Below are 14,530 nucleotides of genomic sequence, written 5' to 3'. Positions count from 1 at the left end.
CTATTCACCTGCCGTTTCATTGGTTGATGGCGCAAGTTCCGATGCGGATATGGGAGCGGACGCAGTATTGCATGCGGGCGCGGACGCAGTAGTTGATGTGAGTGCGGACGCTGCGTTGCTGCTATGCGCCCTGCTCTCTTCGTGTCTAAACGCAGGTGCAAGCGGTGCACTTCCATATTCCTGCTCAAGAGCATACGCAACTTTAAACATATTTTCATCTTTGAACTGCGGACACATAATTTGTACACCAATAGGTAAACTATCAGGCGATTTAGGAGGCATAGGGAAACTCATGGCACCATTTCCTGCAATATTTACCGAGATAGTAAACATATCCGACAGATACATAGCGGTTGGGTCGCTTATCTCGCCAAACTTAAAGGCAACACGAGGAGCCACAGGACACACAATAGTGTCTACCTGCTTAAATGCCTCCACATAATCACGCGTGATAAGGGTGCGTACTTGCTGTGCAGGATAATAATACTTTTCGTATACACCAGCAGAAAGCAAATAGCTGCCCAGCATAATGCGACGTTTCGCTTCCGCTCCAAAACCTTCAGAGCGCGAAAGCTCGTAGCGATCTTCCAAATTAGTGGCATCAACGTGAGCATGACCATAGCGCACCGAATCGAAACGCGCCAAATTCGAGAACGCTTCGCAAGGACCTAACACATAATAGGCGCTCATAGCAGCGCGCGCATCGGGCAGCGATACTTCTACAATATGCGCTCCCATGCGCTCAAGTGCACAAATCGCATCGTGAACACGCTCTTTCACGTCTGCATGCAAACCTTGTGCGTCCATAAATTCAGGAACAACGCCAATGCGCATACCACGCAGCACACTGCGCGCATCGCCTTGAAGTACGCTTGCATAGTTCACATTCAAATGCTGCGAAGTAACATCGTGCTTATCGTAGCCTTTAATGGCATCAAGTGTTATAGCAGCATCGCGCACTGAGCGCGCAAAAGGCCCAACCTGATCGAGCGATGAGCCAAACGCAACTACTCCATAGCGCGAAACAATACCATACGATGGCTTTACGCCAATACAGCCGCAAAAACTTGCTGGTTGTCGAATAGAACCACCCGTGTCTGAACCCAAGGTAACACTTGCTAAGCCTGCACTTATCGCAGCGGCCGATCCGCCCGAAGAACCACCTGGTACACGGCTTGTATCCCACGGATTGTGCGTTGCTCCAAACGCGGACGTTTCCGTAGAGGAACCAAACGCAAACTCATCCATATTCAACTTGCCTAACGGCAGCGCTCCCGCATGCAGTGCGTTCGCAACACACGTTGCATCAAAAGGCGACACGTAATGCTCTAACATATGCGATGAACAAGTAGTATTTGTTCCTTGCATGTTCATATTGTCTTTAAAAGCAATGGGAACACCCGCCAACAAACCCAGTTCATCAAAAGTGCCGTTAGCAATAGCGTCATCAACACGCTTTGCAGCTTCATAGGCTTGTGTGCTCGTAAGTTGCGTATAAGCATGTATTTCGGGCTCAAAATCGCGAATGCGCGCGTAATACGCGTCTACGATGCGTTTTGCAGAAAAATCTTTACGCTTTAAATGATCGTGCAACTGAGCAATAGACAGTGTTGCAATACAGGGCGTTTTTTCCATTAGTTAGTACCACTTTCGCCTAAAATTGATGGAATTAAGAAAAATTCTCCTTGCTTTGAGGGAGCATTTTCCAAGGCAGTTTCCTGAGAAAACTCTGATTCGGGAATATCGGGGCGCATAACATTTTCCATACCGCCAATAGGATGAAATGTTGGCTGAACGCCATCAAGGTTATACTCGGTAATAGGTTTTAAACTTTCGATGATGTTGTTTAAATCGCGTGTCATAGGCTCAATTTCATCATCAGACAAGCGCAGCCGCGCGTACGATGCAATAGCTCGTACATCAGCTTGCGAAACATATTCACACGGTGGTTGGTTCGTTGAAGTCATACGTTACTTTCTTTCTCTTTAAACAACACCTGTATAAACAGCGGATGTATAAGCAGCAAATATGCAAGCAGCAGAATGTTCCTTACAATCCTGTACACTAACTACATCAAAAAGCTACTCACATTCCAAAGAGCTGCTCACATTCTAGAACGCTCCTTATGCGCCATAAGGCGCTTATACATTAAATTTAAAATGCATCACGTCGCCATCACATACCACATAATCTTTGCCTTCTTGACGAAGACGCCCTGCAGCACGACAGCCCGCTTCTCCCTGATACGCAACATAATCGTCATAGGAAGCTGTTTCAGCTTTAATAAATCCACGCTCGAAATCGGAGTGAATAACGCCTGCTGCCTGGGGCGCTTTTGCTCCAATAGGAATAGTCCATGCGCGTGTTTCTTTTTCACCTGACGTAAAATACGACTGCAAGCCTAACAACGCATATGCACTGCGCGCAAGACGAGCAAGGCCGCTTTCTTGCAAGCCAAGCTCTTCAAGGAACAACTGTGCCTCACTGGCGTCAAGGCCTGCTAAATCTTGTTCAATTTTAGCACTTACCAAAACCGGTTGTGATCCGTGTATCGGTGCAAGTGTCGACGTAAGCTGATCTTCATCAACATTTGCTACATACAAAATGGGTTTCATGGTAAGTAAATGCAGATCGGCAATATGTGCTTGCTGTTCGAGCGTTAAATTCGCATCGCGCGCAGAAATACCATCAGAAAGCGCTTTGTACACCAGCTTAGCAGTAGCAAGCGTTTCGGCTTTCGCTTTTTCGCGTTTTGCTTCTTTTTCAAGGCGCGGAAGCGCTTTTTCAACAGTAGCCAAATCGGCAAGTTGAAGTTCAGTGTGGATAGTATCCACGTCGCTTGAGGGGTTCACTTTACCTGCAACATGTACAACATCAGGGTCGGAAAAATAACGTACTACTTCACAGATGGCATCGGTTTCACGTATGTTAGCAAGAAATTGATTGCCAAGCCCCTCTCCTTGCGATGCGCCTGCCACCAACCCTGCAATATCGACAAACTCAACCGTAGCAGGGATGGTACGTTGAGCGTTATCGATAGCAGCAAGCGTGTGCAAACGTGCATCGGGAATAGGCACAATACCCACATTAGGCTCGATGGTTGCAAAGGGATAATTTGCAGCAAGCGCTTTGTTGTTGGTAAGCGCATTAAATAAGGTAGATTTGCCTACATTGGGAAGTCCAACAATACCAATAGAAAGCGACATACTTGCTCCTTGAAACGAATACATTTGTATGGTGTTTATTATAGTATGAAAGATGCCGGCATACAGCAAAAATGAAATACCCGCATGAATACCGCACGATACGTAAAAACTATTGTATTGGGAAAGCGCTATAAACGAGGAAAGGCAGCCCCTCAAGAAGACTACCTTTCTGACCTACTAGGAATGAGTAAGGATAAAGTAACGACTACTTTTGAGGCTTGTAAACGCCAAACGTAATGCTTGATACACCAGCTGGCAGGTGTGAAACAAGTGCCTCAGGCTTGAAGAAGTCTTCTGTTGTTACACCTTGCAGCAAACGAGCTTTGTCTGTTGCCTTGTAGAACTGAGTATCAGCACCAACAAATTTCGCATCAAGATACGTAGCAAACTTCATTGGATCGGTAGCAGCAGCAATGGCTTTGTCAAGCGCATCATGTGCAGCAGTTACTTGCTCGGTCGTAGGTTTAACAGTTGCGCTCGCACCGTCAATCTTTACCGTATAGTACTGATACGCTAAGCAAGGAGCAAAAGCCGTAGAAGCTGCAAGTTTGAACGTATGCTTCTCCCAACGTGTCTTTTCAGGTGTACCATCATTTGCACCATGCAGTGAATAATCAACAGCGTCTAATTGATCTTGATAGTTCTGTGCCTTAAGAATAGTGTTGGTCGCAGCCTCTGTACCACCATCTTTAAGAGTATCCTGAACTTTTTTATACTTCGCTGTCAGCTTTCCAGTTTTATCGTCAGTTGTTAATGCTGGATTCTCGTTAATATTCTTAATGTCAACAAATAACTGCTTAAGCACAGCACCCTTGACATCGCCAAGATAACCAAAGTAGGTATCGCTATTAAATGCGTCAAGTTGAGCGTAAAGTTGCGGCGTAACGTCAGCCGTTAACAGCTTCTGGAATGCCTTTAAGCGAGTATCAAGTTCCTTATACTTAGCTTTAAGAGCAAGCTGCTCATCGTGACCAGGATCAGCAGAATGGCCGTCACCTGCTACACCTTTGAACTGCTGAGCATTGTCCAAAAGATAACCATTGAAGGATACAGCATCCTTACCGCTGCCAAGGTTAACGACGTAATCTGCAAGGGTGTCTTTTTGTACGTCTTTAAGTGCCTTTTCCATAACATCTTTTAATGTAGTGTAATCAGTGGCACGTACCAGATACCATGCGCCTTCTTTTTGATTAAAGTATACAGTTTCCTGAGCGGTAGTTGTATGCGTAAGCTCTGTATTACGGAACCACATGTGCGAAACTGGGTCGCCATCTTCGCCAGCATTCATTACGTTACCATCAGCGTCAGTAAGCGTTACTTTAAGGTCTGAAATTGCATCTTCAAATGCAAGACGAACAGTTTCAGATACTACCGATTTACCACCAAAGATGGTACCGCTTTCAATACGCTTATCTTTGTCCTTAATTGCTTTAACAACATCAAGAGCTGCTGTGTAGTTCGTGTCATCAGCAATTAATACGGGGTTGCCAGTTTTTGCAGCAAGAGGAGCTGCTGACATAGCATCTTGATAACCCCAGCCAGTTGCAAGAGTAATATTGCTCGCGACTTTGTTACCACCATCATCAACTTTACCATTAACAACCGTACGAGCAAACTCACGAGATGTGTCATAACCAGTTTCACCAAACACGCGGGTAACACTGCCTACGCCAACGCCTCTAAGAGCTGCGTCAACTGATGAATCAACTGCGTTTGGACCACCAACAATTGTTACAGTGTTGTAACCGTCTTTCTTAATTTGATCAAGCGCTTTTTGATCGAGCTTGTTCATGCTATTAGTAAGGAAGATAGGTGTTTTTTCTGCATCAGCCATTGAAAAAATTGAAAGAGCGTCAAAGTAATCGGCAGAGGTTGCTACATAGCATGTTTTGTATTCAACTGCAGCATTACCTGCGAAGTCTTTTTTGTTATCTGCCTTTTGAGCTTTTTTCAGCGATTCAATGGTTTCTGCTACTCTAAGAGAAGTATCAGAAGCATAATCGCCGGCAATACGCTTAATTTCATATTTCACGCCAGTGTGCTGAGTTAATTCAGCAAGATCTTTTTCAACTTGCTTGTAAACTACCTTTTCGCCACCAACAATCCATACCGTAAGCGTTGTGTTGGTGTCTTTGTTTTCTTTTCTCTTTGTATTATTCCATTCTTTAATTTGCTTAAGAGACATGTCCTTATCGGAAACTTTAAGGTTATTGATACCAGAAATAGCATCAGCAGACTGAGCTGACAGCTTAGTGCTTCCTGTTAAAACAATGGGGCAATTAAGCTGACCAGCAAGAGCAGAAGCGCTCAATGCGTCATGATACAAGTCTTTGGTTACCAGAATTACATTTTGCCTATCGTAGTTTGCACCGTAGGCTTCAATGTATTTCGATACAATCTTAGCGTTTGTATCAAGCGCAGTTGCGCCAGCGATACGGCTAAAATTACCTACTGGTACGCTGCTATCGTACTCATCTGCCTGAGCAGGTTGTGCAGCAAATAAAGCGGCTGAAACTGCAGCGCATGCTACGGCTGCAGGAATTGCCCACCTTAATGAAACTGCCTTAGTTCCGTTTAACATAACTTCTCCTTACTGTTATCCTACTAATTGCACGGTTAAACACGTTTTCTAATATACGGTTACAAACACATAACAAATACACGTACCATGCACGCGCCGGTAGCATTCGTGTAAGAAAAACCGTATCTAAATGCTCATTCGTTATAATTTATTACATCTATGATAATTGTGCTTTATTTATGAATATAATATAGTATTTTTATACTTTGATAAAACTTAGCTTGTTATGTAACGATAGACACGTAACAAAATCGCTTCTCGAAAAATTAAAATTATAATGTTTACATGGGCTTATATAGCAAGCACAACCATATAATACCGTATGCTTGCTGTGTGTTAGTAATAACGATACGTGTTACACCGCAAAAAAGCCCCTTTTGCAAGGGGCTTGTGAACCTACTTCACTCGTCATATGTTGCTTATTTTGTGTGCCATATGCTTTTTATATTGTATTTTCCCAGACTAAATACGTTGCGTATACGCACACAATGTAATTGCAATTCGTAGCATACGCATATGCATGTTATGCAGAGCAGTATAAGCTTGCATCGTTCAGTACATTATCGCTTCGTTTTCCTGTGCAGGCACACGAAGCGCGATAAGCATGCGCGCACTTAGTCAACCGCAACAATTACGTCGGTCGACTTTACCAGTGCAACAGCACTGTTGCCTTCTGCCAAACCAAGCGCTTCAATAGCTTCGTTCGTAATAGAGCCAGAAATGCGCAATCCCGATGCTGTTTCAAGGCTTACGTGACCATTCACCGCACCCTCTTCAAGGGAAACAATCTTACCAACAAACTGATTGCGTGCAGAAATACCTTCGATTTTGCTTGATCCGGCGGCAAACATAACATTAGTTGCTTTTACAACTGCCATAGCTTTTGTACCCTCGTGCAAGCCAAGCTCTTTGATTGCTTCATTTGTGATGTTGGCTTTGATAGTGTCTTCGCCAAGCTTAATGCTTACAATGCCATTTACCGCACCTTCTGTTACATGCGATACAACACCCGTAAATTGATTGCGTGCAGATAATTTCATGATAGTTCCTTCCTCTGTGCGTGCGGTGCATACGCTTGCATGTACCGCGTTTCGACACCGTTTACTATGACTGATAAAAGCATCGTGAGCGCACACATATACGAGAAAGAGCCTCTATTTAATGTTTTGTAATGTTTCGTAACGTTTTGTTTGAGGGTCAGCGATATACGTGTTATGAGCTGGATAGCTCGTAAACGTGCACATGAGGGTGGCAACTGACGGAGGGTTGCAGCTAACGGAACGTTGCAACTGAGGGAGGGTTGCAGTTAACAGGAAATGGCAACTAATGGCGTGTGGCAGCTCATCGAGTGCAACAGCTGGCAGTTTATTCTTACACATGAGATGAGGCAGGTGTTTCAATATCGCTTAACTGCGAAAATAAGCGTTGTTGTGCCATACTCTCGTATGAAAACTGCGGATTTGCCCAATTAGCAAACGGGTAAATGGAAATTCCACCACGCGGGTAAAACAGTCCGCGCACTTCAATATAGCGTGGCTGCATGAGCGCAATAAGGTCGTTCATAATGATATTGGTAACATCTTCATGAAAATCGCCGTGGTTGCGAAACGAAAATAGATATAGCTTCAGCGACTTACTTTCAACCATGCGCTGATCGGGGATGTAATTGATAAACAGGGTGCCGAAGTCGGGCTGATGCGTAATAGGGCACAGGGTTGTGAATTCGGGGCAGCGAAACGTAACCATGTAATCGCGTGTGGGGTGCTGATTTTGAAAGGTTTCCAGAAGCGACGGATCATAGGTAGTTGGATATTCTACCTGCTTGTTTCCCAGCAATGTAAGCGAGTCGCGTTCGCGTTGTGACATAGTATCTCCTTTAAGTACCGTTAAGAATGTGTACGGTTTCGTGCGTATATGTGCACACGTTTATCGTGCGCTATGATTGCACGCTCGTGATAGTAGGAATAGGATCGTTTGATTCTTCATCCATATGATGCTGATAAACATAATGCTTCGTTTCGCGTGCGACAATACCTGACAGCAATAACGTTACTATGATATTGGGAATTGCCATAAGCGCGTTGGTGATGTCGGATATAGTCCATACCACATTGCCAACACCTACCGCACCAAAAAACGTAGCAAGCACGTAAAGCACCTGATAAACGCGTATACCTTTACTTCCAAACAAATAGGCTGCTGCACGGTTACCGTAATAATACCAGCCAAGGATAGTAGAAAATGAAAACGCAATAATTCCCAGCGCTAAAATAGGTGCTCCTACAAAAGGCACGTGTTGAAATGCCAAATTAGCCAAATCGGTACCGGAAAGCGTAGGATGACCTGCAACATAACTTACCGCATCGGGGTGTGCTAACAGCGTTGACACAATAACGATACCCGTAAGCAAACATATAACAACCGTCGACCAAAATGCACCTGTCATGGCAACAAGTGCCTGTTGAGCAGGGTTTTTTGTTTGTGCTGCCGCAGCAATAATAGCCGATGAACCAAGTCCACTTTCGTTTGAAAACAAACCGCGCGCACAACCGTATTGCAACGCAACCATAATTCCTGAACCCACAGCACCACCAAAAGCAGCACGTGGCGTAAAAGCGCACAGAATAATTTCCTGAAATGCGGGAATGATAAATTCAGCGTTCATAGCAAGAATGATAAAGCAGCCAAGCGCATAACCAACTGCCATAATCGGTACCAAAAATTCGCACACGCGCGAGATAGATTTTACGCCGCCGATTACTACAACAGCAGCAAGAGCAGCAATAATAAGCCCTGCAATCCATGCAGGAATACCACTGTGTGCTGTAATAATGCCTGTCATGGCGTTCGATTGTACGGCATTACCAATGCCAAGCGCGGCAATAGCTGCAAAAATGGAAAATACAATTGCAAAAAACTTTGCATACCAGGGAGTTTTGCCATCCTTTTTGAACGCGCGATCCCATGCATACATCGCGCCACCAAGCATAGTGCCATGTGCGTCAATAACGCGATACTTAATAGCAATAAATACTTCAGTGTATTTCGTAGCAATGCCAAAAATACCGGTAATCCACATCCAAAAAATAGCCCCTGGCCCACCTGACAAAATAGCGGTTGCAACACCTACGATAGAGCCTGTTCCAACTGTTGCAGCTAGTGCGGTAGCAAGTGCTCCAAAATGACTGATGTCGCCTTTGCCTGCACTTTCTGATGTATCATTAATAAGCGACATGCGAATAGCGCTCGGAAGTTTACGCTGAATAAAACGTGTGCGAATAGTAAGATACAAATGCGAGCCCAGCAACAACAATATCATTGCTGGACCCCATACTAAACTGTCTATTTGTTCCAGAATTTCCATAATGCATGAATCTTTCTTTGTGTGGAAATATGCACCCCATAAAGCATATAAGGACAATATTCTACCATGAAGTGCGCAGAAAGCGTTAAAAGAAATTCTGAGCGTGCCATCGGTTGCCGTGCGTGCACGCGTGTGGTGCGCGTGATGCATTACACATATGTGATGCGCGTCTACACAGTTAACGTTACATGCACGTAAAATATACCGCATGCGCACGCGTGTGGTGTGCGTGATGCGTTACACATCCAACACCGATGTTACGCATCAAGCACTGATACTTGCTTCCCTACTTGTAAACCAGCATGGCTGCGGCGTGTTAAGAAGTAAAACACAGGCGTATCAAGTGCAGCTAACACAAATTTTAACAAGTATTGGCCTACTATCATACCGCCCAACTGAGGCAATGTTTCTAAATGGAAAATCCATCCCATACCAAAACCAAAACTGATAATAATAAATACCGCTGTATCGATAATCTGCGATGTCATAGTTGAAGCGTTGTTCCATATCCAACGCTTGGCAACACCCTCACCGGTGTTCGACACAAAATGATTGCGCAGCTTATGAAAGATAACAACGTCCCACGATTGCGAAAGTAAGTAAGCAGTCATGCTACCCAGTACAAATACCGCATTTTGCCCAAGCAGCATGTCATAAGCATGTTGCATATCGGGGTTTACAGCAGGAAGTGTTTGTGTAAACAGTACCAAAATAAGCGCAAACACTTGGCATACAAAACCGCATAACACAACGGTTTGAGCTTCACGTTTGCCCCAAATTTCACCAACAACATCGGTCATAAGAAACGTAAGTGCATAGCAGAATACAGCACCAGGAAGAATAATGTCGTGTCCAAACAGGGGAATTCCAGTAGTGAACGTTTTTGCAGTAACCATGTTGGCAACAACCAACGAAACTACAAAAATCATAGCGCACAGCATTAAATTACGATTCGTTTTTTTCATGTTTCATCCTTAGTTTTTTTCGGTTGGATTTTGCGAACAACCATATTGTTACCAGCGCATTTCCTTGGTATGCCACATATTACATGGTCGAATACTCCATGGTCACATGCTACATGGTATATCATATCTACATAGTAGCATATTTGCATGATATATCATACCAACTTAGTAGCATATTAGAAATGCGAGACACGCGTATTTCCTTTGCGAACAAAGCGAATGGTAAGACCCATAGCCAGCAAGCAGTGTGGAAACGCGAGCGGCGCATAGCGCCAACGTTCGGGGCTATTTCTTTTTCCCGAACAAACGAGCAAAAACCCCCTTTCGCGGCGTAGGTGCTTCCTCAGGCTGTTCTGCACGCTTGCGCGCTGCTTCCACATTTTGGGCATGCATACGCTTTTGTTCAGCACGAATAGCCTTCGACTTATTGTTAAGCACAGCAACTTGATAGGCTCGGCGCAGCTTACGCGTTTTTCCTACATCAAGGTAAATGGCATAAATAATAAACGCATACGCAATAACAAGTATCACCGTTGAAAGTTCAACGGGAACACCTGGCACCTTTGTAAGTAAAAACGACACTGTTACCAGCACGATTGCTGTAATAAGCACAATCCACCATAAACGGCGAACACGCTTATACTCGGGTGTTGGAACATTAAACTGAGCATCGCGTTGTTGGGGAAGCTGGCGTGCACGTATCTTACGAGCACGTGCAGCTTCTTCAGCGCGCTTTTCTTTTTTCGTTTTCGGAGGCGCAGCACACACCGTAGCAGCAGCTTTTGTGCTTGGTTTTGCTGCAGCGGCACTTTTACGTGTTTTGCCAAGTTTCTCATCGCTTTGATAGCGACTATTCAATGGGTTTCGTTGAGTCATACGTTCTGGCTCCTAACCACCTATAATGTCTCGTTCTTACCGTTGCGTATACCTATGTGCAACACGTTTGTCACACACAAAAATGTATTACGCGCACTTAAAATTTAAACGCTTCGCCTGTGATAGCTTCATACGCATGCACGTATTTTTCGCTTGTTTTTTGGATAATGTCAGCAGGTAATGCAGGCGGGTTACCTTGTTTATCCCAATGTGCACTAAGCCAATCGCGTACAAATTGTTTGTCGTAGCTTGGCTGTTCAACGCCCTCATGATAACTTTCCGCAGGCCAAAAACGCGATGAATCGGGTGTGAGCACCTCATCTGCCAGAATAACGTTGCCGTTCACGCGTCCAAACTCAAACTTGGTATCAGCAATAATAATACCGCGCTCGGCAGCATGATTACGCGCTGTTGTGTAGATGCGAACAGCAAGGTCACGCAAGGTATTTGCATCTTTTTCTCCAAGGATTTCGCACAAACGCGTAAAGCTGATATTTTCATCATGTTCTCCCAGTTCAGCCTTGGTAGACGGAGTAAAAATAGGCTCAGGCAGCTGCGACGACTCTTGCAAACCAGCTGGAAGTGTGATGCCACACACTGTTTGTGTTGCGCGATATTCTTTCAAGCCACTTCCTGCTAAATAACCACGAACAATACATTCAGCTGGGAACATATTTGCCTTTTTCACCAGCATAAAACGGCCGCGCAGGTAATCGGCATACGGCTTGAACTTTGCGGGCAAGTCGGCAACATCGCTAGAGATAAGGTGGTTTTCTACCACGCCTTCAAGCAACTTAAACCAAAAACATGAAAGCTGTGTAAGGACAATACCTTTATTGGGGATTGTATCAGACAAAATGTAGTCGAACGCGGAAATGCGATCGGTTGCAACAAGCAACAACGAATCGCCCAGGTCGTAAATATCGCGAACTTTGCCCTGTGCATCTGGCTTAATGTCGATTTCTAGCACGAAAACCGCTTCCTTTCTGTAAAGCGCATAACTGGAGAGTGCGTGAACGTTTGTATTATCGCGCAATACACGCACAATGCGCTGTTCTTATATCAGGTTCACAGAAAAAACGAGAGCAAAACGCGGGCAAGCACTACGAACAGCGCGGCAAACTCCCCTACAAATCCCTCTACGAGCAGCGCGGCAAATCGCGCTTCTACCAGCATCGACACGCTACAACAATGCCACGTTCCCCACTACGAACAGCGCGGCAAAAAGATGGTAAAACACGCGCCTTTGCCTTTTTCTCCTTCAACTTGAATGCGTCCATGGTGGCGCTCAATAATTTCTCGCACAACGCTGAGACCAATACCCAAACCGCCACTTGCACGACTACGATGCTCATCAGCACGCCAAAAACGCTCGAAAACCATTTTTGCTTCTTCGGGTGATAAGCCTACTCCTGTATCACGAACTGCTATATACGCCTCGGTAGCACTTGCACCAATTTGCACGGTAACTGAGCCAGCGGGGGTATAGCGCACCGCGTTTGAGATCAGGTTTGCCGTTGCTTGACGCAACATATCGCCATCTCCGCGTACATATACATCGTGCTGCGCATGATAGTGCAAGCGCAAGCCTGCATCATGCACGTACGACTTGTGTGTTGAAATTATGCCATCTATCAGCTGCGCTAAGTTCAGTCTATCTTCCTTAAATGGCACGGAGCGATTTTCCAACCGAGACAGCTTAAGCAATGAGTCAACCAAACGACCCAAGCGCTGCACTTCGGTATTAACGGTTACAAGATGCTGCTCATCAGCGGGGAATACCTTATCAATCATTGCTTCAACCGTCGATTGAATTGCCATAAGCGGCGTGCGCAATTCATGAGCAACATCGGTAGTAAGGCGGCGTTCCATCGTACGATCGCGCTCGATAGCAGACGCCATATCATCAAACGTACGACCCAGAAGCGATACTTCGTCGCGACCTTTAAGCCCTGTTCGAGCAGATAAATTCCCCTCTTTAAGCTGCATTGCTGTTTCGCGCATGCGCTTAATAGGGCGCATTAAATTACGCGCAAATAAATATCCAAGCAGAGATGCTAATACAAGCGCAATAAGAGTAGAACACATCATTGCGCCGTACGATTGCGAACGGAATTCCTTGTCGGCATTGCGCAATAAGGTGTCAGACCCTTCAATCCACAAGCGTACCGTGCCTACAATTTTTCCGTTACTGTAAATAGGAGATGTTGCACCATTAACACGAGCAGGTACAACGCGCTCTAACGTACTGCGATGGCGATCGTGATCGGCTGAGTTGTATACCACTGTCCCCTGTTCATCGGTAATCATAACGCCCATGCCTGCATATAAGCGCGCAGCGTTGTCGGCTGTTGCGAGCGTGGATGCAGAAAACGAGTGACTATTGTCGTATGACCGAGAAATCTGCTGTGCAGTAGCATTGGCAAGCGATTGAATGTTGTCGCGTGTGTACAAGTTGAAATATTGTTCCCATACAATAGAAACAACACACACGGCAATAAAGGCTGTCATGGCTGCTATACAGGCAAAATATACCGTCATGCGGCGCGTATATTCAACACCAATTACTACTGAGCGCAGTTTGCTAAGCGCATTGCATATTGAATGACCGAAGCGCCGCATCAACAGCCGCATTGCATTTAATTGGAAGTGTTTGCGCTGGTGGGATCTTCAAAACGATAACCCACGCCATGAACGGTATGTAACCAGCGCGGATGACGAGGATTGTCACCAATTTTTGCGCGAAGGTTTTTTACATGCGAATCGATAGTGCGTTCGTAGCCTTCAAAATCGTAGCCAAGAACTTTTTCAACAAGCTCCATGCGTGAATATACACGACCTGGATAACGCGACAAAGTAGTAAGCAGCTTAAATTCGCTGGCAGTAAGATCAATCTCTTCGCCATTGACCAGCACTTTATGCCCTGATACATCAATGATAAGCCCACCAAAATCAAGCACTTCACGCTGTGGTTCACTATCGGCATGTACACGACGCAACAGCGCACGCGCACGCGCTACCAGCTCGCGCGGACTAAATGGCTTGATAAGATAATCGTCAGCGCCAAGTTCAAGACCAATAATACGATCTTCAACTTCGCCTTTTGCCGTAAGCATAATAATAGGAACATCTGAATTATCGCGAATAACACGACATACTTGTTCGCCTGTTACATGAGGAAGCATTAAATCGAGAATTACCAAATCGAAGTGGTGTTTTTCAAATTCGTCAAGCGCAACTTGGCCATCTCCCACAGCTGTTACCCAGTAATTTTCACGCTCGAGATACGCAGTAACGGCATCACGAATTGCTTTTTCATCCTCGACGAGCAGAATACGTCGAGTGGCTTCGTTGGTCATGAACATTTCACCTATCCTCCCGCTGCAAGAGCAAACAAAGGCAACGACCTTATGTATTCTTTTGCTCCGTGCCTATTGTACCAATTTATTCTTAACAAGTAATCCACAATTCCAACAAAAGAAGCTCAAAAGTAGCACAAGTTATGATTTTATGCACGTTACTGGCTATATAATAACAA

At 45.0% G+C, this 14,530-nt stretch carries 12 protein-coding genes; all 12 read right to left on the bottom strand.

Annotated features, from left to right (window positions below):
* A complete protein-coding gene (gatA, locus tag HMPREF3190_RS04900; RefSeq protein WP_082715175.1) occupies window positions 1–1,635 on the bottom strand; it encodes an Asp-tRNA(Asn)/Glu-tRNA(Gln) amidotransferase subunit GatA in 1,635 nt (544 codons plus the stop codon).
* Window positions 1,635–1,967 carry an Asp-tRNA(Asn)/Glu-tRNA(Gln) amidotransferase subunit GatC gene (gene gatC, locus HMPREF3190_RS04895; RefSeq protein ID WP_066780938.1) on the bottom strand — a complete coding sequence of 111 codons (333 nt, stop codon included), beginning with the start codon at window positions 1,965–1,967 and terminating at the stop codon, window positions 1,635–1,637. The genes gatA and gatC overlap by 1 nt, the downstream gene beginning before the upstream one ends.
* Before the next feature lie 174 nt (window positions 1,968–2,141).
* Window positions 2,142–3,206, bottom strand: a complete 1,065-nt coding sequence (ychF, locus tag HMPREF3190_RS04890; RefSeq protein ID WP_066780936.1) for a redox-regulated ATPase YchF — start codon at window positions 3,204–3,206, stop codon at window positions 2,142–2,144.
* Between the two features lie 205 nt (window positions 3,207–3,411).
* Entirely contained in the window at window positions 3,412–5,787 is a 2,376-nt protein-coding gene (locus HMPREF3190_RS04885) for a cell wall-binding repeat-containing protein (RefSeq protein WP_066780934.1), read from the bottom strand.
* 614 nt (window positions 5,788–6,401) lie between these two features.
* On the bottom strand, window positions 6,402–6,827 hold the full coding sequence (locus tag HMPREF3190_RS04880; RefSeq protein ID WP_066780932.1) for a TOBE domain-containing protein: 426 nt from the start codon (window positions 6,825–6,827) through the stop codon (window positions 6,402–6,404).
* A gap of 331 nt (window positions 6,828–7,158) precedes the next feature.
* Window positions 7,159–7,653, bottom strand: coding sequence for a preQ(1) synthase (gene queF / locus HMPREF3190_RS04875; protein WP_066780931.1), 495 nt, complete (start codon window positions 7,651–7,653; stop codon window positions 7,159–7,161).
* 70 nt (window positions 7,654–7,723) lie between these two features.
* Entirely contained in the window at window positions 7,724–9,154 is a 1,431-nt protein-coding gene (locus tag HMPREF3190_RS04870) for an alanine/glycine:cation symporter family protein (RefSeq protein ID WP_082715199.1), read from the bottom strand.
* Window positions 9,155–9,408: 254 nt separating this feature from the next.
* Complete coding sequence (locus HMPREF3190_RS04865) at window positions 9,409–10,116, bottom strand: queuosine precursor transporter (protein WP_066780929.1); 708 nt, start codon at window positions 10,114–10,116, stop codon at window positions 9,409–9,411.
* Window positions 10,117–10,401: 285 nt separating this feature from the next.
* A complete protein-coding gene (locus HMPREF3190_RS04860) occupies window positions 10,402–10,992 on the bottom strand; it encodes a DUF805 domain-containing protein (protein ID WP_066780926.1) in 591 nt (196 codons plus the stop codon).
* A gap of 97 nt (window positions 10,993–11,089) precedes the next feature.
* Window positions 11,090–11,962: a phosphoribosylaminoimidazolesuccinocarboxamide synthase gene (locus HMPREF3190_RS04855; protein ID WP_156425727.1), complete on the bottom strand. Its 873-nt coding sequence runs from the start codon at window positions 11,960–11,962 to the stop codon at window positions 11,090–11,092.
* Between the two features lie 236 nt (window positions 11,963–12,198).
* Window positions 12,199–13,533 (bottom strand): sensor histidine kinase, encoded by a 1,335-nt coding sequence (locus HMPREF3190_RS04850; RefSeq protein WP_449676245.1) that lies wholly within the window; start codon window positions 13,531–13,533, stop codon window positions 12,199–12,201.
* A gap of 98 nt (window positions 13,534–13,631) precedes the next feature.
* A complete protein-coding gene (locus tag HMPREF3190_RS04845) occupies window positions 13,632–14,351 on the bottom strand; it encodes a response regulator transcription factor (protein ID WP_066780922.1) in 720 nt (239 codons plus the stop codon).
* Between the last annotated feature and the right edge of the window lie 179 nt (window positions 14,352–14,530).

This window comes from Umbribacter vaginalis (assembly GCA_001552935.1).
Lineage (GTDB): Bacteria > Actinomycetota > Coriobacteriia > Coriobacteriales > Eggerthellaceae > Berryella > Berryella vaginalis.
This window is presented reverse-complemented; position numbering and strand designations above follow the sequence as displayed.